General features: G+C 45.6%; 22 protein-coding genes. 11 read left to right on the top strand and 11 right to left on the bottom strand.

The annotated features are described in order from the left end of the window. Positions 1-19: 19 nt before the first annotated feature. Both VRU48_RS15470 and VRU48_RS15465 read right to left on the bottom strand, forming a co-directional pair. Entirely contained in the window at positions 20-1,093 is a 1,074-nt protein-coding gene (locus VRU48_RS15470) for a serine hydrolase domain-containing protein (protein ID WP_330108828.1), read from the bottom strand. A 71-nt stretch (positions 1,094-1,164) separates the two neighbouring features. Further along, entirely contained in the window at positions 1,165-1,521 is a 357-nt protein-coding gene (locus VRU48_RS15465; protein ID WP_330108827.1) for a DUF6249 domain-containing protein, read from the bottom strand. 129 nt (positions 1,522-1,650) lie between these two features. Between VRU48_RS15465 and VRU48_RS15460 the strand changes: the two genes are divergently transcribed. From VRU48_RS15460 to VRU48_RS15445, 4 genes are all read left to right on the top strand, one after another. Then, positions 1,651-2,226, top strand: coding sequence for a Crp/Fnr family transcriptional regulator (locus VRU48_RS15460; RefSeq protein WP_330108826.1), 576 nt, complete (start codon positions 1,651-1,653; stop codon positions 2,224-2,226). Between the two features lie 69 nt (positions 2,227-2,295). Beyond that, the gene (locus tag VRU48_RS15455) at positions 2,296-2,622 is read left to right on the top strand and encodes a DMT family transporter (protein ID WP_199137209.1); all 327 of its coding nucleotides are present in this window, start codon (positions 2,296-2,298) and stop codon (positions 2,620-2,622) included. A gap of 57 nt (positions 2,623-2,679) precedes the next feature. Continuing rightward, a complete protein-coding gene (locus VRU48_RS15450) occupies positions 2,680-3,261 on the top strand; it encodes an RNA polymerase sigma factor (RefSeq protein WP_330108825.1) in 582 nt (193 codons plus the stop codon). Continuing rightward, positions 3,258-3,749 carry an anti-sigma factor family protein gene (locus VRU48_RS15445; RefSeq protein WP_330108824.1) on the top strand — a complete coding sequence of 164 codons (492 nt, stop codon included), beginning with the start codon at positions 3,258-3,260 and terminating at the stop codon, positions 3,747-3,749. Before VRU48_RS15450 ends, VRU48_RS15445 begins: the two co-directional genes overlap by 4 nt. 34 nt (positions 3,750-3,783) lie before the next feature. On the opposite strand, the gene VRU48_RS15440 is transcribed toward VRU48_RS15445, so the two are convergent. The 3 genes from VRU48_RS15440 to VRU48_RS15430 are packed head-to-tail and all read right to left on the bottom strand — an operon-like array spanning position 3,784 to position 7,175. Next, entirely contained in the window at positions 3,784-4,353 is a 570-nt protein-coding gene (locus VRU48_RS15440) for a DUF2911 domain-containing protein (RefSeq protein WP_330108823.1), read from the bottom strand. Positions 4,354-4,376: 23 nt separating this feature from the next. Continuing rightward, on the bottom strand, positions 4,377-4,559 hold the full coding sequence (locus tag VRU48_RS15435; RefSeq protein WP_199137217.1) for a hypothetical protein: 183 nt from the start codon (positions 4,557-4,559) through the stop codon (positions 4,377-4,379). Between the two features lie 57 nt (positions 4,560-4,616). Then, positions 4,617-7,175, bottom strand: coding sequence for a bifunctional glycoside hydrolase family 9 protein/polysaccharide deacetylase (locus VRU48_RS15430; RefSeq protein WP_330108822.1), 2,559 nt, complete (start codon positions 7,173-7,175; stop codon positions 4,617-4,619). A 126-nt stretch (positions 7,176-7,301) separates the two neighbouring features. Here VRU48_RS15430 and VRU48_RS15425 point away from each other — a divergent pair, with 126 nt between their 5' ends. The 7 genes from VRU48_RS15425 (at position 7,302) to VRU48_RS15395 (ending at position 15,983) form a co-directional block, all read left to right on the top strand. Then, the gene (locus VRU48_RS15425; RefSeq protein WP_330108821.1) at positions 7,302-7,934 is read left to right on the top strand and encodes a TetR/AcrR family transcriptional regulator; all 633 of its coding nucleotides are present in this window, start codon (positions 7,302-7,304) and stop codon (positions 7,932-7,934) included. Further along, entirely contained in the window at positions 7,921-9,237 is a 1,317-nt protein-coding gene (locus VRU48_RS15420) for a TolC family protein (RefSeq protein WP_330108820.1), read from the top strand. Before VRU48_RS15425 ends, VRU48_RS15420 begins: the two co-directional genes overlap by 14 nt. 19 nt (positions 9,238-9,256) lie before the next feature. Continuing rightward, complete coding sequence (locus tag VRU48_RS15415) at positions 9,257-10,294, top strand: HlyD family secretion protein (protein ID WP_330108819.1); 1,038 nt, start codon at positions 9,257-9,259, stop codon at positions 10,292-10,294. An 11-nt stretch (positions 10,295-10,305) separates the two neighbouring features. Beyond that, the gene (locus VRU48_RS15410; RefSeq protein ID WP_330108818.1) at positions 10,306-11,853 is read left to right on the top strand and encodes a DHA2 family efflux MFS transporter permease subunit; all 1,548 of its coding nucleotides are present in this window, start codon (positions 10,306-10,308) and stop codon (positions 11,851-11,853) included. A 227-nt stretch (positions 11,854-12,080) separates the two neighbouring features. After that, positions 12,081-14,666: a phosphoenolpyruvate carboxylase gene (locus tag VRU48_RS15405; protein WP_330108817.1), complete on the top strand. Its 2,586-nt coding sequence runs from the start codon at positions 12,081-12,083 to the stop codon at positions 14,664-14,666. Positions 14,667-15,188: 522 nt separating this feature from the next. Continuing rightward, positions 15,189-15,494 carry a hypothetical protein gene (locus tag VRU48_RS15400; protein ID WP_330108816.1) on the top strand — a complete coding sequence of 102 codons (306 nt, stop codon included), beginning with the start codon at positions 15,189-15,191 and terminating at the stop codon, positions 15,492-15,494. A 36-nt stretch (positions 15,495-15,530) separates the two neighbouring features. Beyond that, positions 15,531-15,983, top strand: coding sequence for a GNAT family N-acetyltransferase (locus VRU48_RS15395; protein ID WP_330108815.1), 453 nt, complete (start codon positions 15,531-15,533; stop codon positions 15,981-15,983). Positions 15,984-16,409: 426 nt separating this feature from the next. On the opposite strand, the gene VRU48_RS15390 is transcribed toward VRU48_RS15395, so the two are convergent. From VRU48_RS15390 to VRU48_RS15365, 6 genes are all read right to left on the bottom strand, one after another. Next, on the bottom strand, positions 16,410-16,658 hold the full coding sequence (locus VRU48_RS15390; RefSeq protein ID WP_330108814.1) for a DUF6952 family protein: 249 nt from the start codon (positions 16,656-16,658) through the stop codon (positions 16,410-16,412). Between the two features lies 1 nt (position 16,659). After that, positions 16,660-16,968 carry a thioredoxin family protein gene (locus VRU48_RS15385; RefSeq protein WP_199137237.1) on the bottom strand — a complete coding sequence of 103 codons (309 nt, stop codon included), beginning with the start codon at positions 16,966-16,968 and terminating at the stop codon, positions 16,660-16,662. Between the two features lie 15 nt (positions 16,969-16,983). Next, on the bottom strand, positions 16,984-17,616 hold the full coding sequence (locus tag VRU48_RS15380) for a peroxiredoxin (RefSeq protein ID WP_330108813.1): 633 nt from the start codon (positions 17,614-17,616) through the stop codon (positions 16,984-16,986). Between the two features lie 192 nt (positions 17,617-17,808). Next, entirely contained in the window at positions 17,809-20,205 is a 2,397-nt protein-coding gene (locus VRU48_RS15375; RefSeq protein WP_330108812.1) for a S9 family peptidase, read from the bottom strand. Between the two features lie 48 nt (positions 20,206-20,253). Further along, positions 20,254-21,990, bottom strand: a complete 1,737-nt coding sequence (locus tag VRU48_RS15370; protein ID WP_330108811.1) for a M14 family metallopeptidase — start codon at positions 21,988-21,990, stop codon at positions 20,254-20,256. A gap of 10 nt (positions 21,991-22,000) precedes the next feature. After that, positions 22,001-23,641, bottom strand: a complete 1,641-nt coding sequence (locus VRU48_RS15365) for a M14 family metallopeptidase (RefSeq protein ID WP_330108810.1) — start codon at positions 23,639-23,641, stop codon at positions 22,001-22,003. Positions 23,642-23,670 lie beyond the last annotated feature (29 nt).

The raw sequence follows: 23,670 nt of genomic DNA, 5'->3' as shown, positions 1-23,670 counted from the left end.
CCATTAACTCAACCATGGGCTATAGACCGTTGGCCAAAACCAGCGTTGCAATATCTTTGGTTACCTGCGTGGGCGAGTTGCATTCGCAATTGCTTAAACCGATTACGTAGATATCTTTGCTCGGTATATACACGCCCATCGTTTTGAAGCCGAAAACGCTACCTCCATGCTCTCTGGTAGGCACACCGTTTATTGCTTTCAAATGCCAGCCGTAGCCATAAGTAAATTCTTCCCCGTTGTTCAGTTTGTATGTGGTAAAAGCCAAATTAGCGGTACTGGCCTTAAGCAAGAGGTTTTGGTTCAAGGCATTTTGCCACAGCAGCATGTCATCTACGGTAGACATCAGTGCGCCCGATGAAAAAGGAATGCTAAAGCTGATGTTTGGCTTGTTGAAGTACACCTCCCCTTTTTTACGATAGCCATAAGCCCTTTTGTTAATCACGGCAACATCGCTTGCATAGCGCGAATGGCTCATCCCTGCTTTGTCGAAAATATGCTTTTGGATATAGTTTTCATACGTTTCGCCCGAAACCAATTCGATGATGTAGCCCAAAACCACATAGCCCGAATTGTTGTAGTCGAACTGCTCTCCCGGCGCGAAATCAACGGGTTCGTTCTTAAAGAAATCGACCATTTCCTTGGGCGATAAATCTTTTTGGGCGATGCTGTTGAGTGATTTCATTTTGGTAAAATCCTTAATGCCGGAAGTATGCGTCAGCAAATGGTGGATGGTGATTTTATTGCCACCAGGATAATCAGGAATATAGTTGGAAATAGGAATGTTGAGCTTCAGTTTCCCCTGTTCGGCCAGCTGCAGTATGGCTACGGCGGTAAACTGCTTGGTCATCGAGCCCAACTGAAATACATGGTCGGGCTTTAAATCAACATCCAGTTCTACATTGGCCCTGCCAAATGCCTTACGGTAAATGGGCTTGCCGTTTTTGGCTACCAAAAAGGCAGCTCCGGGACCGTTTTTATCTTTGAAAACGCCGCCAAGCAAACTGTCTATTTGTTTTTCTAGCTTTTGCGCCGAGGCCAGCAACGGGATGAACGCCATCAAGAGCAGCAACCAAATTCGTTTAGAATATTTCATATAGGAATCGTTTTTACAAAAAAGTCCGATAATCGTTTTGACTATCGGACTTTCCATTTTAATTTTCGGGATTATTGCTGCTCGTCGAGCCATTTCTTTTCAATGGCATAGGAAACAATCAGGCCCAAGCCTCCAAAGATGCCAATACAACCAAAATAAATGGCTACTGCTTGCCCTTGTTCGTTATGGTTCATGTCGTTACTGAACATCGCTCTCGACAAAAACAAGGCAACAATTAGTCCGATGCCCAAGCCCACTAGCAAAAGACCGAATTTTAAGCTTAAAAAAGGTTTGGGTGTAGCTTTGTGGATGCCTGGATCGATGCCACGCTCAATCATGGCCATTTTTTCTTTGTTAGAAAAATACCTGATGCCGAATACCATTGCAAAGGCACCTAAAAAAAGTGATATTGGGATTAACTCTTCCATAATTTTATTTCTTTATTCGATTTATAATCTTTTAATTCTTGAACCGTGTTCCGTATCCTATGACAACATCATTTTTTTTTAGGTTACACCCTTGGCGAAAAAATTTTTAGCATTTGTTATCTTTAGCCAATGCAAGCCGAATTAGCGCCAATTACAGCCAAAATAAACAGCATCTATCCTTTGCCACAGGCAGAGTTGCAATTGCTTGTCGATTCGCTGGAGCGCGTAACCTATCCTAAAAACCAGCTGATTATCTGTACCACCAAAGTAGAGAACCATCTCTATTTTATTGCCAAAGGTATCGCGCGCGCTTATTGCCATGGCGAAAACCAGCAGGTTACCTTTTGGTTTGGCCAAGAAACCGATATTATTCTTTCTTACCATAGCTACATTAACCAACAACCGGGCTACGAAAACATCGAGCTGCTCGAAAATGGCATCCTGTACCGCATTTCTGATCAGGCTTTGCAGGCACTTTACCAAAACCATATCAATTTGGCCAACTGGGGCCGCAAGTTTGTAGAGCAGGAACTCATCAAAACCGAAGAAAGGCTCATTAACCGTCAGTTCAAGTCGGCTTCAGAAAGATACCAGGAGCTGTTGGCTCAAAGCCCAAGCCTGCTTAAGCGTGTGCCCCTTAAGCACATTGCTTCCTACTTGGGCGTTACGCAGGTTACGCTAAGCCGCATCAGGGCCGAGCGATAAATGCAATTATTTAACATTTGTTAAAGGATGCCCGTTTAGAGATCTCGACCTTTGTCAAAAAATTACACAATGAGTTGGTTCTATTTAATTATCGCCGGACTTTTAGAGATCGGCTTTACGACCTGTTTAAAATTATCAGACAATTTTACTAACCTGAAATGGGGTGCAGGTTTTTTGGTTTGTGCAGTGATGAGCTTTGTTTTTTTGAACAAGGCCACCGTAACCCTGCCTATGGGCACGGCCTACGCCGTATGGACAGGCATTGGCGCCATCGGTACCGTATTGGTGGGCATTATCTTTTTTAAAGAGTCTTATAGCTTCTGGCGCATCTTCTTTTTAACCACCCTGATCATTTCTATTTTGGGCCTCAAGTTTTTTGCCGAAGCCAAAGCCTAATATTTTTGTAAATTGCTGTAACCTGTCGGCAAAACATCGCGTCATAGCCGATAACGTATGCAGCAAAAGGAAACAGATTTAGCGTTAATCAATGCCGTTTTGGCGGGTAATACCTCGGTTTATGCCGATTTGGTAAAACGCCATCAGCGCTTTGTGTTTACCTTGGCCCTACGTTTTGCCAAAAACAGGGAAGACGCCGAAGAGATTGCGCAAGACTGTTTCGTAAAAGCCTACAAGGCACTGGGTGCATTTAAGCAGGATTCGAAGTTTACAACTTGGCTGTATACCATTACCTATACTACAGCCATGACTTTTTTGCGCAAGAAAAGACTGGCCACCAGTTCTATCAACGACGAAGAGCAGGTATTTCAGGTAGCCAACAGCGATGCCAGTTTCGATGCCAATCTGGTAGAGAAGAAGTCGAGCTATGTTTACCTGAACCAGGCCATCGACTTGTTGCTGCCCGACGATGCCGCCATTATTACCTTGTTTTACAAAGGCGAACAGAGCCTGGAAGAAATTGGCCAGACCCTGCACATGGAGCCCAACACCGTTAAGGTTAAGCTGCATCGCGCCAGACAAAGGTTAAAAGAGAAATTACAATATTTGTTAAAAGACGAAGTTAAGGAGCTGATATGAATACAATAGAAGAACAACTTTGGAACTACATCGACAACAACTGCACGCCCGAAGAACGCGCAACTGTTGAAACCAGGCTAGCCTTGGACAAAAGCTACCAGCAAGTTTATGAGGAATTGTTGGCTGTACACCGCGAATTGGGCAGTATAGAATTAGACGAACCGTCGATGTCTTTTACACGCAATGTGATGGAACAGGTAAAACTTGAGCCCAGGCCCATTGCCTTAAAAACCAAGGTAGACCAGCGCATCATCGGCTTTATTGGGGCATTTTTTGTGCTCTCTATCTTAGCCGTATTTGTACTGGCTATTGCCAACAGCAAAGCAAGCTTTGATTTCAGCATGCCTAAATTCAACTGGGATCTCGGCGCCGGCAAATTGGCCAATCCAACCGTTTTAAACGTATTCCTATTGGTCGATCTGGTACTGGCTTTGATTTATATAGACAGCCTGCTCAGGAAAAAAAGGATACAAAAAAAGGGAGTTTAAGCTCCCTTTTTTTGTAAATTTCTGTTTGGAAATTTTATTTTTTGAACAAGATAGGCAAGCTTACCTGCGTAGTATCCCAAGCCATAATCAGGTTGGCACCGTCGGTACGGTCGGTAAATGTCATCGAAAAAACCTCTAAAGGCTTATCCAGCTTGGCTATTGGTACCTCTACCCTTACCACGTCTTTACTTTGGTCGTAGGTAAAAGCGCCCCACCTATCGGTTTGTTTGTTTACAATAATGGTCCATTTGTCTTTGCTAGGGATAGCGAAGAGGCTATAACGGCCTTTTTTCACTTTCTTGTCGCCAATGGTTACGTTTTCATCGAAATAGATTTCGGTGTTTTCGTTGGCTCCTAAGCGCCAAACCTTGTCAAACTGCTCTAAGATGCCGAAAATTTCTCTTCCTTTTTTCTGCGGACGAGAATAAAGCACCTTGATCAAAGGCATCGAATTGTCTTTAACCTTGGTCGCATTTAAGGGATAGTAGAGCGCGTCCATCGGGCTATCGTCTGGTTTCGGAAACTTAATTGCTGCTTCCTGGGCATTGGCTGCAAAAGCGAACAAGGCCAGGCATAGGCATAAACTCCATTTTTTCATACTCATCTAAGTATATTTTTTGCGGAAGACTAGTACTCGCGTCCCTTTACGATCTTGTTTAGGAATAAACCTGCGAAAATCAGGCCTAAGATGCCACCTAAAAGGATCCAGCCCAAGCTAGTGGTTACGGCAATAACAGCCAACATACCGGTTAATAAACCTAAAACGTAGTAAACCCACTCAAAACTGTTTTTATTTTCTTCTGTGCTCATTTTGCTATTATGATTTGCGCCAAAGGTAAATATTTTATTTTAAAATTTTTGTGCTGTTTATGGCTCCGTTTTCAATAAATCGTTGACCCTGACCATTTCATAGCCTTGTTTTTTCAGGTATTTAATCAAGGTCGGCAGCTGTTGATAAAACTTGTCCTTTCTTTTCGGGTCGGTTCCAATATGCAGCAACAACATAAAGCCGTTCAGTCCGTTGGCCTGCTTCTGGTCGTAGTCAACTATCGATTGGTAAATTTCTTCGCTGCTCCGGTAAGATTTACCCATTTCAGGATAGGTATAATCGGCATTGGAACGGGTTCCGGGGCTAAAATTAACCAATTGCAAACCCATTTCGCTGGTCCAGCTGGCAATGGTTGCATTGTACCACTCGTAGGGAGGCAAAAAGAAAGGCGCGTCTTTTTTCGCGATTCCAAACCGGGCCATGGCTTGGTAATTGGCCGTCAGATCGTTTTTAAACTGCGTTTTGCTGACCAATAAACTATCTCTTTTGTTCCAATCGTTGTACAGCAAATGTTCGTTAGAATGAGCGCCCAAGTAATGGCCATTAGCCTTCAGCTTTTTAATGAGCGGTGTAAAAGCAGGGGTGCTGTAAAATCTGCCCGTCAAAAAGAAAGAGCCTTTAACCTTGTTTTGCGCCAGCGTTTGGGCAATGCTTTGGCCTCCATCGGCAAATTCATCGCCGGTAAAAACCAAGGCTAATTTCTTTTGCTTGCTGTTGCCCCGAATAATGCCCCCAAAGGATTGGGTAACATTCGGCTTTTTGGCTTCGGCTTTCGAATCGAATGCGGCCAACAGGTAAACCAAAGAAGCCGTACCGTCCATGGTAGGTTCGTTGGTGCTGTAATCGCCATAATCATCGTGATAAACGGCCAAATCGCTCTGAAATTCGGCATATTCGTCGGGCTTGCTTAGTTGTATGCCAATCAAGCCTTTGTAAATATTGGTATAAACCGGTCCGTCTACCAAACCGCCATCAATGGGATATTGTTTAAGATGGGTAAAGGCCGAATGGGGATCAACCGGTGTATCGCCCCAGCTAGGCAGGCCGTATACCATGCTGGTTCCCCAGGGGTTGCAGCCAAACAGCCAGTCGAAATTGGCCTGCTCCAATGCCGAAAAGCTCGCATCGCCACTCAATTGCTTATACCAGAAACACTGCATGGCAAAGGCTACCGTAAGGTTGTTGCTGCACCAAATAAAAGGCACGCCACGGTAAAAAGCATTTTGCCTGGCCCTGTCCCATACCTGTTCAATGCCTTGTTTGTAATAAGCAATCAGCTGCTGTTTATTGGCACCGCTACTTTGTTTAGCCAATTCGTAATGTCCAATGTTTATAAAAGGATACCATTGGTAATGCTTGGCGGTATCGTCTTTGAGCCAAGGTGTAACGGGTTCTTGTTTGGCATAAAAAAAGGCTGAATCTAGCGTGCCTTTGCCCTGTTGAGGACTGTATAAATCGGTAACTTTAGGTTGGGGGTTCAACATCGCCAAAGCCAATTCCATATCGTCAACCCAGTTGTCTTCGGCGTAAATGTAGGGCGATTTTACAGAAACCGTTTGGGTTACCCCCTTTTTACGCAAGGCAAACTGGTAAGCGCTGTTCGATTTGGCATGAAGCAATTCCGAAAAACTGGTATTTAACGGATAAAAAACCCGACTGCCCAACGCAAAGGCACTGGCAAACTTGGCGGCCGTAGAGCTGGTGCCGGTAGTATTGTTCATGAACTTACCTCTTTGTTGGGGCTCGCCATCAATAAAATACAGGGGCCTTTCAAAGCCTTTGCCGTATTGGCTGTCTTCTTTCGGGATGCGCATGGTCAGGTGGTCGCGGTCGTCGGCCAGCTGGTTAAACATCACCTGGGCCGAAGGGTGCATTTTCAGCAACCAATCTAGGCCCCATTTGGCTTCATCGAGCACATCGGGCAAGCCGTTTTTGCCATCCAAGCCGTTGGCCTGTTTCTCGTCGCCAAAGACCTGCGGAAAATCGCGGTAAGCCATCAGCAAATGGTACGTGGCATTAGCCGAAGTGGTCGAGTACTGCAAATAATCACTGGCGTCGTGCCAACCGCCCGAGGCATCGAAATGCGTACTGTCTTTAATTCCAGCCTTGGCACCGTAAAGCGCAAAGCCGTCGTGCGTATGGCAGCTGTCCCTTAAAAAAGGATTGAAGCCGCTGCGTTGCTGGCGCAGGTAGCGCAAAGCGAAATCGGCCGTATGCCGATAAACTTCGTTATTGATGATTACCGTAGGCGAAACAATGGTTCCTACCCTGATCAAATAGCGCCCAGGCGTTTTAAAACTCGAAAAATCAAGCCTCGCCGTACTGGTAAACGGACCATAGGCGCCAAATTTGGAAATTTTAGCAGAAGAAAAAACAACTTTGCCGCTCTGTTCGTCAAGCAATTCGAAACGATGGGGTGGCGACTGTTCCTTGCTGGCCCACACTGCTACTTTTATCGCGTTTGGCAAATAGCCCAACAGATTGATGCGTATCCAGCTCTTGGGACTGTCATTTGCCGATTTTTTGCCGCTAAACGAGAGCAAAGGCAAGCAAAAGGCAAGCGAGAACAATAATAGGGCGATTTTTTTTCTCCTCATAAAACCTCTTTTTAGCTATGTCAAGGGCATTAAAGGTAATCAATTATCATCCATTTGTAAAACCGGAAAAACTATATTTGGAAATTAATCAATCGATTGATTAATTTTGCTCCGTCAAAACAAGAAATGGAAAAAACAGATAAAAGAACTGATATCCTGAGGGCGGCCGAAAAGCTGTTTGCCGAATTTGGCTACGAGGGTACTTCTACCCGTCAGATCTCGAAGGAATCGGGCGCCAACATGGCGATGATTAATTACTATTTCGGTAGTAAGGAGGGGGTTTTCTTGGAAATTATGGAAGATAGGATTTCTGGTTTCAAATCGCAACTGAATTTGATTGCCGACGAGCAGATCCCAGCCAAGGAAAAATTGCTGAAAGTGGTAGAACAATATACCAACCGTATTTTTTCTAATGTATGCTTCCATAAAATGATGCACAGGGAACTGTCGCTAACGCAACGCCCCGAAATGTTTACGCAGATTAAGGAGGCGATGGCGCAAAACCTCAACGTGATCGAAAACATCATTAACAGCGGCATTAAAGAAGGCCATTTTAGGCCGGTCGACGTGCGCATGAGCATCGTGAGCATTATGGGCACCATCAGCATGGCCGCTACCTCACCCAATAAGGTAAACCCCGATATAGATTTCGACATCAAAAACGACGAACAAAGAGCCGAACTCGAAAAGAGATTGGTCAACCATTTAAAAGATCTCATCATTACCCATTTAACAATCCCAAAAAATGATAAACAATAAATTCAAAATCCTGATTGCGACGTTATTGCTGCCCGCGGCTTTACAGGCGCAGTCGCTCAGAAAGCTCAGTTTGCAGGAGGCTATCGATCTAGGCGTAGCCAACAGCAAAAACCTGAAGCTGGCGCAGAACAAAATAGACGAATCGGTGGCTAAACTGGCGGTCATCAAAGACAATTCGCTGCCAACAGCAACGGCCAGCTTTTTGTACAACCATGCCGAAATTCCGACCAATACGCTGAGCATTGGTGGCGGCAACCCCATCCATTTACCTAACCGTGCCGATGCCTTTGTAGGTACCGCAGCCGTACAGGAATTGGTTTATGGCGGCGGCAAGTACAAATTGGCGCAAGAATCGACCAAGCTTTTAACCGAAGTGGCCAAATTGGATGCCGATAAAAGCAAGGAAGAAATCAGCTACGCCGTAATCAATACCTATTTTTCGCTGTACAAGGTCATGCAGAGCAAAAAAGTGGTGGCCCAAAACCTCGAAGCTATTGCCAGTCAGCTGAAACAGGCCCAACGCTTTTTTGAGCAGGGCATCGTCACCAAAAATGACGTGTTGAGATTCCAGCTGCAACAAGCCAACATCTCTTTAACCGACATGGAAATTGAGAACAATCGCAAAATTATCAACTACAACCTGGATATTCTGCTGGGCTTGCCCGAAGATACCGAGATTGCCTTGAGCGAAACCGAATTGCCTTTGCAAAACGTCGAGCCCTTGTCTAGCTACATCAGCCTGGCCATGGCCAACCGTCAGGAATTGCAACAGCTAGATCTGCAAAACAAAGTGGCTGGCGTCAACATCAAATCCATCAAAGCCAATACCTTGCCTACTGTAGGCGTAGGCGCCAATTTGTATTACATTAACCCGAGTGGCAAATTTATTCCGCCATCAGAGCAGTACATTATGCCGGTTACCGTAGGCGCTACCATTTCGTGGAACGTGGCTTCCTTGTGGACCAACAAGAATAAAGTATCGGAAGCCAAAATCCAGCAACAGGAAATCGGCATACAGAAAGATATTTTGAGCGATAACGTGAAAACAGAGCTGAACAAAAACTACCAGAACTATAAGTTGGCCGTTCAGAAGATCGGCGTATTGGAAACTTCCATTGCCCAAGCTACTGAAAACGACAGGTTACTGGAATCGAAATACAAAAACAACATTGCTTCGGCCACCGACAGGATCGATGCCGAAACCTTGCTTTACCAAGCCAAAATCAACCTCGAATTGGCCAAGGCCGATGCCCGTTTGGCTTACTATACCTTATTAAAATCAACAGGAAAAATTTCTCAATAAAATCTTAACCCAACAAATAATGACAACACCGAAAAAAAAGAAAAACAAAGTTATTCCCATTATACTTGGCGTACTGATCTTGATTGGTGCCATCTTCGGAATTAACGAATACCTGTATTTCAGCAAGCACGTGGATACAGACGACGCCCAAATTGACGGCGATATCAGTCCGGTGGTAGCGCGCGTTGGCGGCTATGTAAAGGACATTAACTTTGAAGAAAACACCAAAGTTAGCCAAGACCAGGTTTTGGTTACCTTAGACGACCGCGATTATAAAATCAAGGTAGAACAGGCCGAAGCTGGCCAAGTTGGCGCCCATGCAGGCGTTGGCGTATCGCAGGCGCAAATTGTAGCCACCCAAGCCAATACCAGCACGGCCAAAGCCAATATCGAAGCCGCCAAGGTAAAGCTTTCCCTAGCTCAAAAAGACTACGACCGTTATGCCAACTTGATTAAAGATGGTTCGATTACTCAACAAGCCTTTGACCAAGCCAAAGCCTCGAAAGAAACTGCGCAAGCGGCCTATACCGCAGCGGTAGACCAATACAATGCGGCTGTTAAGCAAGTGGGCACTACCCAATCGCAATTGACCGTAAGCAGCTCTGGTGTTACCCAACGCCAATCTGATGTAGATTTCGCCAAGTTGCAATTGTCGTACACCCAAATCAAAGCCCCAGCTACAGGTATCGTTTCCAAAAAGAATGTGCAAAAAGGCCAATTGGTACAAGCCGGGCAATCGTTGTTTGCCATTGTAAACGAAAACAGCCTTTACGTAACCGCCAACTTTAAAGAAACCCAGTTGGAAAAACTACACTCGGGCCTAAAAGTTAAAATCGTGGTTGATGCTTATCCGAAAGACGAGATTGAAGGCGAAGTATACAATTTTGCCCCAATTACGGGTGCAAAAGGATCGCTTTTACCTCCTGATAATGCTACCGGCAACTTCGTAAAAGTGGTACAAAGGGTACCTGTAAAAATCAAAATCCAAACCAAAGACAAAGCAATTTTAGAAAAACTTCGCCCAGGCATGAGCGTTAAAGTTTCTGTGTCTATTTAAAAAATCATCAGATGCCTGAAGTAGGTTTAAAAAAATGGGTAATTACGTTTACCGTGATCACGGCTTCATTGCTGGAGCTGATTGATACCACAATTGTAAACGTAGCCATACCCCAAATACAAGGTAACCTGGGCGCTACGCTTGAAGATGTGGCCTGGTTATCTACAGGATACGCCGTTGCGAACGTTATCGTACTGCCCATGTCGGGTTGGTTGGGTAGCCGCTTTGGCCGAAAAAATTATTTCCTCACCTCTATTATTGTTTTTACCATTGCTTCCTTCCTCTGCGGCAACGCAACCTCGTTAGAAGAACTGGTGCTTTTCCGTATCCTGCAAGGCTTGGCCGGTGGGGGCTTGATTTCTACTGCACAGGCTATTCTTTTAGAAACCTGGCCTAGGGAAGATGTGGGTATTGCCACGGCCCTGTTTGGCTTGGGTGCCGTTGTGGGCCCAACCGTAGGCCCAACCATTGGAGGTTATATTTTAGAGGTAAGCGACTGGCCTTGGATTTTTTACGTGAATATTCCTGTCGGGATACTGGCTGCCTATTGTACGTACACCTTTGTCAAGGCCACGCCTAAAGACGGCAAGGGCCTACCTGTCGACTGGTGGGGCATTGTCCTCTTGGCCATTGCCGTAGGCAGCTTGCAAACCGTATTGGAAAAAGGCGAAAGCGAAGACTGGTTTGCCACCCCTTACATTATCGTGCTTACCGTTAGCTCGGTACTGGGGTTGCTGCTCTTTATCTGGCGCGAGCTGAGTACGAGCCATCCTATCGTGAACTTTAAGATCATGCGACATCGAAGTTTCTCCATTGGGATGTTCACCTCCTTTATTTTAGGCTTTGGACTGTACGGTTCGGTATTCGTGTTTCCGGTGTTCTGCCAAAATTTGTTGGGCTTCTCGCCCCTCCAAACCGGCGAGCTCTTGTTCCCGGGTGGTTTGTGTACCATTGCCATGATGCCGTTTATCGGGATGTTCCTGAAAAAGGGAATCCCAGCACAGTTTATGGCGACCATCGGGATGTTCCTGTTCTTTGTTTTCTGCGATATGTTGAGCAAATCGACCCTATCGTCGGGAACCGGACAATTCTTCCTGCCATTGGTGATTAGGGGTATCGGTATGGCACTTTTGTTTGTGCCTTTAACCACTTTGGCCATCCAGGATTTGAAAGGTCCTGAAATTGGACAAGGTTCTGGCTTGAACAACATGATGCGCCAATTGGGCGGTTCGTTCGGTATTGCCGCACTAACCACTTTGATCCATACCCGTCAAGGTTTCCACAGAAACAATCTTTTAACCAACGTTAACGAATACAACCCTGCGTTTACTGAACGCCTCAATGGTTTGATTCATACCTTTATGGCGAAAGGCGCGAGCTTTTTAGATGCCAAGTTAATGGCCATGAAAGCCATAGAAGGCGCCGTTGTTAAACAAACGTTGCTGTTAACCTACAGCGATGCCTATTGGGTAGCTGGAATGATCCTTTTATGTTCAATTCCTTTACTGTACCTGCAGAAGTTCAAAAAGAACGTAGAAGTGCCTACAGATGCCCATTAATAAACAAAGCCGGTCGATTGACCGGCTTTGTTTTTCCCAAAAAATTAACAATTAATTACAAAATTTTTCTTGCGAGAAATTCTGCTGATACTTTTAAAAGATTTGATTAACCTTTAATGAGATACAAGGTACGGATTTTTTACATAAGTCCAAAATTTATCCTTGTCATCTTTTTCCGATTTCCGATTTTTTTTGTTCATAAGGTCTAATATGTGTACCTTTTCAGCATGCAAGCACTTCAACCTACCAGTCAGCGCGAAACAATTTTTAATAACGAAGTTATTTCCCGCTTCGAATTATACAATAGTTTATTCCTTACCCTTCCTTTTTATAAAGTAAAAGATACGGGCACCTTATTGCCTTTGTTTATCAAAAGTTGCGAGGATGGCGTAAAAAACCACGAAACGCCGCACAAGCTTATTGAAGAGTTCTTTGCCAAGTATACACCCAACACCAATCCTCAGGATATCATCGACCTGCTGTTCAGGTTTATCCAGTACATAGAGCGTCAGGTTGTGCTTTTTGATGCCGTTGAAGACGCTTCTTTCAACAAGCTGAACGTGGCCGACGAGCAGACTTCCTTAAGGGCGCTGTTCCTCAAAGCCAACGACGATAAAAAACTGCACCGCAAGGTCGACCACCTGATCGAAGAATTTTCGTTGCGCCTGGTGCTTACCGCCCACCCAACCCAGTTTTATCCGGGCAGTGTGTTGGCCATTATCAACGACCTTACCACCGCCATCAGAAGCAACGACATCAGTACCATTAACCAGTTGTTGCAACAGCTAGGCAAAACACCGTTTTTCAACAAGAAATCGCCAACTCCGGTTGATGAAGCCCTAAGCCTGGCTTGGTACCTCGAAAACGTGTTTTACTTTGCAGCAGCCAATATCCAAGCCGGACTGAACCAGCTGCTGAGCGAATATCATATCGATCCCAAAAAAGTAATCGAACTGGGCTTTTGGCCGGGTGGCGACAGAGATGGCAACCCGAACGTGCACCCCGAAACCACTTTGCAGGTTTCGCGTATGTTGCGCCAAATCTTGTTCCGTTGCTATTACCGCGATTTCAGGAACCTGAAACGCCGCATTACCTTTAGGGGCGTTGAAGACCATATTGCCACCCTGCATGATGTGCTGTACAAAAACGCCTTCGACAGTAATATCGAGCTGAAGGACATTTCGCCATTTATCATCGAAAACCTTAACAAGATTAAAGAAACCTTGGTTAATGACCACGGTGGCTTGTTTAGCGATTTGGTTGACGATTTGTTGCGCAAGGTAGAACTGTACCGAAGCCATTTTGCCTCGCTCGACATCAGGCAAGACAGCCGTATCCTGCGCAAGGTACATGCCTATTGCCGGGAGCAAAAACCGATTAACTCTTTGTTCAGCAAAGATTATGATCAATTGCCCGAAGCCGAGAAACTCAAGGCGCTCACTTTTAAAACCGCCAAAATCATTTATAGCGGTCAGCAAGACAACCTGATTGAAGATACCCTGCAAACCATTGCCCAGTTGCAACAGATGCAGGCCGAGAACGGCGAAGAGGCTTGCCACCGCTTTATCATCAGCAATTGCCAACAAGCCAGCGATATTTTGCAGCTGATGGAGCTGTTTTTATGGAACGGTTGGGAAGCCGACAACCTCACCATCGATTTTGTGCCATTATTTGAAACCGTAAACGATTTGGCCGGTGCCGATCGTATCATGGAAGCACTTTATACGCATCCTTTTTACCTGCAGCACCTGAAACGCCGCGGAGGCAAGCAAGACATCATGTTGGGCTTTTCTGACAGTACCAAAGACGGCGGTTACCTCATGGCCAACTGGTCTATTTTTAAGGCCAAGGTGGCATTGACCAAAATATCGGAAGAGCATAACATTAAACTGGCCTTTTTTGATGGCCGTGGAGGTCCGCCTGCCCGAGGTGGAGGCAAAACCCACCGCTTTTATGCTTCCATGGGCAAGGAAATTGCCAACAAGAATATCCAGCTGACCATACAAGGACAAACCATCAGCTCGCAATACGGTTCGGTAGATAGTGCCGCCTTTAACATCGAGCAGCTCATCAATGCAGGTATTTCTTCGGGCGTAAAGGAAAAACACAATGTATTGCTCGATAAAGCCAACTACACCATTTTAGACAACATGGCTAAAGACAGCTACGATGCCTTTTTGGCGCTACGCCAACATCCTTTGTTTTTGCCTTACCTCGAAACCTTATCGCCATTGAGCTTGCTGTCTAAAATCACCATCAGCAGCCGACCTGTCAAAAGAAATGCCGGCGAAGCCCTCAAACTCGACGATTTAAGAGCTATCAGCTTTGTAACCTCCTGGAGCCAGCTGAAACAGAACATTCCGGGATTTTATGGCGTGGGTACGGCTTTGAAAAACCAAGAAGATGCCGGAAACTGGGAGCAGGTTAAAAATACATATCAGGAATCGGGCTATTTCAAAACCATTGTTGACAACTGTATGATGTCGATGAGCAAGTCTGATTTTGCCATTACCGCTTACTTGGCCAAGGACAAAAAATTCGGCGAATTCTGGAAAGTACTGCACAACGAATTCGAATTGAGCAAGAAAATGCTCCTCAAACTGTCGGGCCACCATGCCTTGATGGAAAACTATCCGGTTGAGAAGCGTTCTATTGCCATTAGAGAGAAGATTATATTGCCTTTGGTGCTGATCCAGCATTTTGCATTAGAGAAGCTCCAGCACGACCTAAACGACGAAAAAAGGCAAGCCTACGAAAAGCTGGCCATCCGTACGGTTTATGGCATTGTAAACGCAGGGCGGAATTTGGCTTAATTGAGGCGGAAGGCGGGAAGGTTGAGGGTTAAAGGGGATGAAAGACTAAAGACCAAAGCTTAAAGCTATATCTGGCTATGGTCTGCCCATTGCCCTTGTTGGTGTTTTGCCTTTGTTAGTGTTCTTCACCAACAAGATGAAGAAAAAAAGTTAAACATCATCATGAACCACCCCGCCTTGCAGGCACCCCTCCAAGGGAGGGGAATTAAGCATGATTTTTTGTAGCTTTCCATTAAAACGCTATGATGAAAACATTGCACCATTTGCCCTTGTTGGTGTTCTTCACCAACAAGCCAGAGAAAAACTTCTATGATGGACCATCCCGCCCAGTGAGCATCGTACACCGGAGGGGAATTAAGCATCGTTTGCCAACGTTAGTCTTCTTCGCCAACAGTTAAAGGCAACATGGCGAAGTTTTAAAAACGTGGCAAACCGCCTATTGTAAATATCATCAGTGCAAAAGCAAAGTGTAACAATAAGTTAGTAAATTTATCTTATAGTTAACCTAAAACTAATAAACCGATGAAACACTACAAATTTTTGATAGCCGTTGTGCTATTGCTTTTATGCATAACCAATATTGCCTGGTGGTTTGCCATTACCGACCGCGACATTAGCTACGAAGCGATGCAGGCCACCTATGTTTCTGTTTTCCCATCGTTTTTACAAAACCTCTCGTTGTTGACCTGGCTCATGTTTGCCGTCCTGGTTACGGCTGCTGTTTTGTTTATGCAGTCGAGAAAAGAAAAGAGCCTAAAACTGATCGCCAGTAGCGGCATGATCTTAAGCTTTGTGCTGGCCTTTTGGCAATTGTTTTCGCTGATGTAGCCTGAAGCCCGTATCTTTAGGGTTCAAGCCTAAACCATGGAGCTAAACTGGATCTATAAAAATTTTGACGACTTAAGCGTAACCGAACTGTACGCCATTTTACAGCTGCGAAGCGAGGTTTTTGTAGTTGAGCAAAATTGTGTTTACCTCGATATTGACAACAAAGACAAGAAATCGATGCACTTGATGGCTTGGCAAGGCGATGATTTGGCGGCCTATACACGCTTGGTACCACCGGGCGTTTCTTTTGCCGAAGCCAGCATTGGACGGGTGGTTACTTCGCCACGCTACAGGGGCACAGGCATTGGCATTGAACTGATGCAAAAAAGCATTGTGCATTGCCTGGCCACCTACCAAACCCAAAACATCAGGATTGGCGCACAGCTTTATCTTCAGAAATTTTATACCAACCTAGGCTTTGTACAAAACAGTGAGCCCTATGATGAAGACGGCATTCCGCATATCGAAATGATACTTTCGAAGCCTTAACCTGTTCGATTAACATTTGCAAAGTTTTTAGAACCCCTTCCTGTGGCTTTCGTTGGTGTTCTTCACCAACGGGTTTAATTAAATAGCTTTCCATAGCTTGTTGGTGAAGAACACCAACAAGTGCACTGGGCTTTGTGCAAAGCAGTGAGCCTCGTGATGAAGACGGTATTCCGCATATCGAAATGATACTTTCGAAGCCTTAACCTGTTCGATTAACACTTGCAAAGTTTTTAGAACCCAGTAAGCGTCATTGTTCTTTTGGCCTTCGTTGGTGTTCTTCACCAACGGTTTAAATAGCCTTCTATGGCTTGTTGGTGAAGAACACCAACAAGTGCATAAAACTAACAAGTGCACAAAGAAATGTACCACACATAAAAAAGGTCCAATCCTTACGGATCGGACCTTTACGGGATAATACAAAAATCTTTATTTGTCTATAGACCCCATTACACGTTGTGCAAAGGCATTTAGGGCATCTTTTTCGGCCATGCCTCCGTTTACTTGTGCATGTACTTCGAGTGCGCCACAAATATTGGTGATCAGTTCGCCCGCCACATCAATCTCTGCTTCGTGTACGCCCCTAAACTCGCAGAAAGCCTCTAGTACTTCTAAGGTAGCTTCCAATTGCTCAGGGCTGCTGCTTTGAAACAGCTGTCTTATCACTGGAACTTTCATCTTATTTTATCTTGTCGAACAACTCGGTTAAAACTTCTGCTTTATTGGTTTGTACCTGCCCTACCAAAGCTCCGCCATCAAAGGCTGCGAAAGTTGGCAAGTTATCTACATTGGCCAATTTGCGCGAGTCTGGTAGTTTTTCAGCATCAACAATCAAAAAAGCAACGTCTTCGTTTTCGGCCGCCAACTTTTTGAACTTAGGCTTCATGATCCTGCAGTTGCCGCACCAAGATGCTGCATACTGAACCATTACCTTTTTGTTGTCGGCTACGTATTGCTGCAAATTATCTTCTGTTAATTCTAAAAACATGTGATCTGATTTAAATTAGTTAGCGCTTAAGTACTCCGCTACGCCGGTTCTGTTAGCATTCATGGCTTGTTTGCCTTCTTCCCAGTTTGCTGGACAAACCTCGCCGTGTTTTTGTACGTGGCTATAAGCATCGATCAAACGCAAGTACTCTCTTACGTTTCTGCCCAATGGCATATCGTTTACGCTTTCGTGGAATACCTTACCCGTTTCGTCGATCAGGTAAGTAGCTCTGTAAGTTACGTTTGAACCTGAATAGGTTTCGTTGCCTTCTTCATCATACTCTACCTCTTGGTCTAAAATACCCAAGATGTTGGCCAAATGTCTGTGTGTATCGGCCAAAAGCGGATAAGTTACGCCTTCGATACCGCCATTGTCTTTTGCGGTGTTTAACCAGGCAAAGTGTACTTCGTTGGTGTCGCATGAAGCGCCAACTACGATGGTGTTTCTGCTTTCGAACTCAGGCAAAGCCGCTTGGAAAGCATGTAGTTCTGTAGGGCAAACAAAAGTAAAATCTTTAGGATACCAGAATAATAAAATCTTGGTTTGTTTATTTACCGCTTCTTCAAATAAGTTGATCTTTAAATCGTCTCCCATTTCTGAGATCGCATCGATACTAACGCTCGGGAATTTTTTACCTACTATTGCCATAATTTTTGATTTTTTCTAAAATTTGATGGCGCAAAGGTACGGCTATTCGGCTTCAAAAACAACCAAGTTCAGCTTATTGTGCATCTATAATATTGATGGCCATATAGAAGAAAACTATATGACCATCAAAACAAATTAGAGGATGTCTATTTTGAATAGCCGCGCTGTTTAAAGGCGGTCAAACTCATTGAGCTACTTTTTCAAGGTCGTTTCAAACAGCTTGAAAATACGCTTGTACTCGTCGGTCCAGCTGCTCGGTTCAACAAAGCCATGGTCTTCTACCGGATAAACGGCCAATTCCCAATTGTCTTTGCCCAGCTCGATCAGGCGTTGGCTCAGGCGAACAATATCCTGAAAATGTACGTTCACATCAACCATACCGTGCAACATTACCAAATCGCCTTTCAATTTGTCGGCATAATAAATCGGCGAGCTGCGCTTGTAGGCATCTGGATCGTTGAAAGGTTCGTTCAGGATATTTGCGGTATAGCCGTGGTTATAATGCGCCCAGTCTGTAACCGAACGCAAGGCCGCTCCTGCCGAGAAAACCTCCGGTTCCTTAAACATGCCCATCAAGGTAATGAAGCCTCCGTACGAGCCTCCGTATAGGCCCACATGCTTAGGATTCACGCCGTATTTCTCTACCAGCATCTTCACGCCATCTACCTGATCGGTCAGATCCTTACCACCCATGTTGCGGTAAATGCCCGTGCGGTGGTCGCGACCATAACCCGAACTTGCAGTATAATCAATATCGATTACGGTATAGCCATTATCGGCCAACAGGTTATTGAACATGTACTCGCGGAAATATTGGCTCCACCAGTAATGCACATTCTGTAAATAGCCCGCGCCGTGTACAAATACCACGGCCGGTTTGTTGGGATGTGGCTTGGTGGCCGGATAAACCCTGGCATACACATCGGCGCCATAACGGTTCTTGAACGAAACCAAGTCTGGCTGACGCCATTTGTAGCTATCAAATTCGGCGCTGGTTGATTTGGTGATCTGTACCGCTTTAGCGCCCGGCTTGTTCGGCTGGATGTACAGTTCCCAAGGCTTGTCCATGTACGAATAGTTGATGGCAATCCATTTCTCATCGGGCGACATCGTGATTTCATTGCCGCCTTTCATCGAGGTAATCTGCACCAAATCGCCACCATTTACGCTCAGTTTATAAAAATGGGTAATACCCGGATGCTCTTTGTTGGCCGAAATGTAAAAAGTGGTCTTGTCTTTCGAAAGGTCAACGCGTTGCACCTCCCACTTGCCTGAAGTCAGCTGTTTTTTCTCGCCCGTAGCTACGTTGAAGGTATACAGGTGCGAATAGCCCGTAGCTTCGCTTTGGAAGTAGAAGCGGTTGTTGTCTATCCATTGGATGCCACGGCCTATGCCAGGTCCGCCAATCCAGGCTTCGTCGCGCTGACGATCAATGATGCTCACACTACCTGTTGCGGCATCAAGTTTCAAAATCCAAAGGTCTTTGTTGTCCTGCGCATCGGCCACGATAACCGCGGTAGAACCTGTTTCGTTCCAAATTGGTGCGCCTAGACTCACTTTACGGTCTTCGTTTTTCTTGGTGCGTTCTTCCAGTTCTTTAGGATAATCCTTTACATAATCTGGCAAATCTTTAATGCCTGGTATTTGAGCGGTTTTTACGGTGTAAACACTGTCTTTATCGGTGTTGTAGATAAAAGTTTCCGATACGTTAAGGTTTTCGCCCACTTTGCTGCGCCCCGGAATGTCTTCAGTATAACCCGAAGCAGTAACATAGTTGGGTACAATGGTATTGTGGTTGGTGGTAGGCGTAGTGAGGCGATAGCTCACATATTTGCCATCGGGACTTACCACAATCGCCGAAAGGAATTTATCGTCTAAATAAACCGGCTTCATCACGCGCTGGCTGGCATCGGCACCGCCAAAAGCACGACGCGGACCGCCTCCGTTAAACCCGCCTCTTGGACCTTGTTTGTTTCTTTTTTTAATGATATCGAACAAATCGGTCTGTTCGTTTCGTAGCCAGGTATCCTGAACGCTTGGTGCCGTACTGCCCGGCGTGCTGCCCGGCGCACCCGGCCCCGGTCTTTTGCCCTTTACAAAATTGGTGAGTTGCTTCAATTCGTTCGTGGCCATGTTAAGCTGGAACATATTGTCGCCACGCTGAAACACCACGTCGTTGTTGTACAGAAAACGGGCGCCATTTTCGCGGTCGACCGTATTGGTTAGCCTCGATTCTTTTTTGGTTTTGAAGTTATAGAAATAGATGTCGCCACCTTTTTCATACAAGCCCAATGATTTGTCTTTGTTGTAGGCATAATTGGTTTCGGCCGCTTTTTCGGCGGCGTTGTCTTCTGTTGTTTCTGGCTTATTGGTTAATACGCTAACCTTGTAGGGCTGGTCTTTTTCCTTGTTTTCCGGGTTCCAGCTAAAGAAAACGGTTTTGCTATTGGCCGACCAACGGTAATTGCTGGGCGAAGTGCCCATCCACTTAGGGTCGCGCATGATTTTTTGCACGGTTAACGGAGCCAATTGCTGCGCCTGTGCAATAGTAGCTCCCGATAGTAAAAAGAATACGAAATACTTTTTCATTTTTATTTTTTTGTGCCCCAAGCCGAACTCAACCTGGGGCGTTTATGCTTAATTTGATTTGCTGGCTACGCCACCTTTTTTGCTGCTTACGTTTACGGTAAATTTGCTGCCACCTTTTACCAACCAACGTACAGTTACGTAAGAATTGCCCGCAATGTTGCCTACCTTGATATTGGCCGGATCTAGTTTTTGTTCGGTAGTTATCCCCAAATCGCGGTTGTTTACCACCATGCCCGCTACGACGGTGCCACCGGTTAGCGAAATGATATCAGGGGTTTCGATATTGTTTTTCACATCTTGGCTCGAGTGGGTAGGAATCATCCTTTCGTTGCTTACTACGGCCGTTACTTGTGTTAATCCGCCGCCAATTTCTTTCACCTCAATTTCGCCAACACTTAGCTTAGGGGTGTTGTAGGCATGAAAAATACTGAAAGCCATGTTGCGGTGCGCATCGCTTTCGAGCAGGAAGCCTGGGTGTAAGCGTGTGTAGGTTTTCTTGAATCCGCCGATTTCGATATCGCCGTATTGCGGGTGCTTAAACGGATGCCAATCTACAAAGGCATCTTTCATCAGCAGGTCTTTATCAAAGCTGTACAGTTGTGCCTGGCTGTCTTCGCCATCGGCTTTGTTGTACATCGAATAGCCTGTCCACAACTCGTTAGAGAACGTGTAGATGCCTCGGCCTCCGTAAAACCAATCAAGCTCGCCACCAAAAACCGAATAGAGGTCTTTGTAAACCACCAAATACTTATAACCTGGTAGCATTTCTTCGCCTTTTTTGCCCAAGGCATCGTATACGCGAACGTCTAAGGCATTGTAGGTGTCTAAATCTTCCAATGCGCCCGGGCCTCTTAAAATCATACCACCATTGTTGTGGTACGACTGTGCCGCAGCGATGTTCGGATGTTTCATCACAAAATCGACAATAGCCCTGTTTTCAGGCAAAGAGAAAGGATATTTGTAGGCGCCACTTTGGATATAATTAGGTTGCCAGTTCCAGCCCCAGTCGCGGTTCGGGTCATAGGCACCTTCGCCGTCTTCGTTCACGAAACCGTCGCCATCATTGTCAATTCCTTCTGAACCCAAGAGTTCATAAAAATCGCCTTTTTCGTCGTTGCCTACCATAATCATCCGGCGTGGATCGCTTGGATCTACCTTGAAGCGTCCGGTTGGACTTTTGCGACGCATCATTACAATGTGGCCGTCGCCATCCAAATCGTCGAAACCATCTTCGTTGGTCGCCCCATCGCGGTCGTTATCAATTGGGATCATACCCGAGCGTGGCGAGTGCGCGGTATTGGCTTGGTGGATAAAGTTATCCCTCGCATCGGGGTTAATCGTTGGTGCGATGTAAAATGTTTTATCGGCCAATAGCGATTGAATGGTTTTATTGCCCGCATTGAACATCTCAGCCAAGTACCAAGCGGTGTACAAGGCAAATTCGCTACCCTGAATTTCGTTAGAGTGGATATTACCATCGATGTACATGGCCGGTTTTTTATCGGCATTGCCTACTTTGGTATCGGTAATGGTCATCACCCAAAGGTCTTTGCCCTGGAACGATTTGCCCATCGATTCGAGCTTAACCAAGTTAGGGTGCGCGGCCGCCAGTTTTTTGCAGATATCGGTAATAGCCGCATAGTCGTTATAGCGGTTCCAGCTTACGGTTACTTTGGGATTGGGCGGCGTACCTACCGCGGCCAATATATTTTCGGGCTTTTGGGCCCTCGAAACTCCGGCACACAAAATCATTGCAGCCAGAAGAATAGTCTGTTTAATTCTCATTGTGTTTTGATTATAGTGCTACCTCAATTGATTTGCTGCCTGTGGTTGGACTACCGGCATCGATGGTTACCTTGCCTGTACCTTTGATTAACCAGGTCAGTTCTTTAAAATCTTTGCCGGCAATGCTTTCCAAGGTTTGCGACTTACGGCCACTCACCACGGTTTGGTTGGCATTGGTATTTACTTTTACGGCAATTTTTTTGAGGAAATAGCTGCGGTCGCCCACTTTGGTATAGGTTGGCAAATCGCCATTGTTCATCACCTTTAGGGTTACACGGGTCAAGCCATCAGCCAATTTTTCGGTTTTGAGGCCGATCAGTTCAAGCTGTGGCGCCATAGCCGCCAAGCCGATCAGGAAATCGGTGTGCTTGCTCACAATACCATCTACCATTTTGTAGGGCGGATTATTGAGTACAAACGGATCAAGACCACCTACTTCGACGGTCTGTCCCGGAAAATCTGGATGTTTAACCTCTTTCCAAGGGGTAAAGGTATCGGTAATGCCTTGGCTGGCTGCCCAACGCAGGTAAGAAACTACGGCATCGTCGTTAGTCAATTTCTTTTCTTTTTTAGTTGAATCCGGGGCTACTTTGGGCACCCACCATCCTGGCGTGCTCAGGCTCAACCTGCCATAATGGAAATAGGCCCATTGCGAAAAATCGCCACTTTCGGCTTGTGTTTTGGGCGCATCTTTGGTCTTGGTGATTTTATTGTAGCGTTCTGAAACCAGCGCGTTGCTTTTCACATCGGCATCAAACCAGCTGGTGATTACGCGTTTGGCCACGCCAGCAGGGTTAAACGTTACCGGAGCCGAAAGGTTGTTTACCGGGCCGAAGGTAACCACGGCATATACGTTAAAAGCATCGAACAGGAAATCGAATAAAGCCCTATTCTCTTTTTCTGAAACGGCATATTCGCCGGCACCTGGGATAAAGTTTTTGTAGTTATAGCTCGAGTTTTTGTTGAAATGCACTCCTCCTTCGCCGTCTTCGTTAAAGTCGCCGTCTTTATCATTGTCGATGCCTTCTGGCAACAAAATGTACTTGCCGTTTTCGCCTTTGTTAGGGTCGGCCAAAATCAGCGAACGCGGATCGTCTGGGTTGAGTTTGTATTTGCCGGTTGGATCCAGCACGCGCATCCAGGTAATTTTGCCATTGCCATCCAAATCGTCAACATCGTCTTCGTTCAGTTTGCCGTCGCGGTCGTCGTCGGTTTTGGTGGCATTGCCGCTACGCTCCCATTTTACCTTGGCAAAATACTGCTCGGTAGCATCGGGGCTCATATTCGGAAAAACATAGAAAGTCTGTTTGCCAAGTAGGTTTTTGATGCTGTCTGTTTGACTTGACGCCATTAGTTTTTCGGCAAAGCCGATGGCCATTTCAACACCCAAGAGGTGCTTGCCTTCTACGCCGCCAACTACGGCAATAGCCGGCTTCTGATCGGCATTTGCGCCACCAATGGTGAGCATCCAGATGTCTTTGCCACCTGCAGTTTGGGTAAGCGATTTTGATTTAACCCATTGCGGGTACTTTTCGGCCAAGGCTTTAACCCTTTGGGCTAAACGGGCGTTGTTACTGTAATCTTGGTTCTGTGCAAGGACAGGGCACAGCAAAGCCAGAAAAAACAGCTGAAAAAGGTAAAGTTTCTTCATATTTGTTTTAGGTTATGCGTGCAATTTAT

Source organism: Pedobacter albus, from assembly GCF_036324255.1.
Lineage (GTDB): Bacteria > Bacteroidota > Bacteroidia > Sphingobacteriales > Sphingobacteriaceae > Pedobacter > Pedobacter albus.
The sequence above is the reverse complement of the archived record's forward strand: the minus strand, read 5'-3'. Positions and strand labels throughout refer to the sequence as shown.

Coding starts and splice junctions, on each gene's coding strand:
- VRU48_RS15455 (WP_199137209.1), top strand. CDS start 2,296: ATGAGTTGGTTCTATTTAATTATCGCCGGACTTTTAGAGATCGGCTTT.
- VRU48_RS15470 (WP_330108828.1), bottom strand. CDS start 1,093: ATGAAATATTCTAAACGAATTTGGTTGCTGCTCTTGATGGCGTTCATC.
- VRU48_RS15390 (WP_330108814.1), bottom strand. CDS start 16,658: ATGAAAGTTCCAGTGATAAGACAGCTGTTTCAAAGCAGCAGCCCTGAG.
- VRU48_RS15400 (WP_330108816.1), top strand. CDS start 15,189: ATGAAACACTACAAATTTTTGATAGCCGTTGTGCTATTGCTTTTATGC.
- VRU48_RS15410 (WP_330108818.1), top strand. CDS start 10,306: ATGCCTGAAGTAGGTTTAAAAAAATGGGTAATTACGTTTACCGTGATC.
- VRU48_RS15450 (WP_330108825.1), top strand. CDS start 2,680: ATGCAGCAAAAGGAAACAGATTTAGCGTTAATCAATGCCGTTTTGGCG.
- VRU48_RS15370 (WP_330108811.1), bottom strand. CDS start 21,990: ATGAGAATTAAACAGACTATTCTTCTGGCTGCAATGATTTTGTGTGCC.
- VRU48_RS15425 (WP_330108821.1), top strand. CDS start 7,302: ATGGAAAAAACAGATAAAAGAACTGATATCCTGAGGGCGGCCGAAAAG.
- VRU48_RS15385 (WP_199137237.1), bottom strand. CDS start 16,968: ATGTTTTTAGAATTAACAGAAGATAATTTGCAGCAATACGTAGCCGAC.
- VRU48_RS15375 (WP_330108812.1), bottom strand. CDS start 20,205: ATGAAAAAGTATTTCGTATTCTTTTTACTATCGGGAGCTACTATTGCA.
- VRU48_RS15430 (WP_330108822.1), bottom strand. CDS start 7,175: ATGAGGAGAAAAAAAATCGCCCTATTATTGTTCTCGCTTGCCTTTTGC.
- VRU48_RS15395 (WP_330108815.1), top strand. CDS start 15,531: ATGGAGCTAAACTGGATCTATAAAAATTTTGACGACTTAAGCGTAACC.
- VRU48_RS15405 (WP_330108817.1), top strand. CDS start 12,081: ATGCAAGCACTTCAACCTACCAGTCAGCGCGAAACAATTTTTAATAAC.
- VRU48_RS15460 (WP_330108826.1), top strand. CDS start 1,651: ATGCAAGCCGAATTAGCGCCAATTACAGCCAAAATAAACAGCATCTAT.
- VRU48_RS15440 (WP_330108823.1), bottom strand. CDS start 4,353: ATGAGTATGAAAAAATGGAGTTTATGCCTATGCCTGGCCTTGTTCGCT.
- VRU48_RS15435 (WP_199137217.1), bottom strand. CDS start 4,559: ATGAGCACAGAAGAAAATAAAAACAGTTTTGAGTGGGTTTACTACGTT.
- VRU48_RS15465 (WP_330108827.1), bottom strand. CDS start 1,521: ATGGAAGAGTTAATCCCAATATCACTTTTTTTAGGTGCCTTTGCAATG.
- VRU48_RS15420 (WP_330108820.1), top strand. CDS start 7,921: ATGATAAACAATAAATTCAAAATCCTGATTGCGACGTTATTGCTGCCC.
- VRU48_RS15415 (WP_330108819.1), top strand. CDS start 9,257: ATGACAACACCGAAAAAAAAGAAAAACAAAGTTATTCCCATTATACTT.
- VRU48_RS15380 (WP_330108813.1), bottom strand. CDS start 17,616: ATGGCAATAGTAGGTAAAAAATTCCCGAGCGTTAGTATCGATGCGATC.
- VRU48_RS15445 (WP_330108824.1), top strand. CDS start 3,258: ATGAATACAATAGAAGAACAACTTTGGAACTACATCGACAACAACTGC.
- VRU48_RS15365 (WP_330108810.1), bottom strand. CDS start 23,641: ATGAAGAAACTTTACCTTTTTCAGCTGTTTTTTCTGGCTTTGCTGTGC.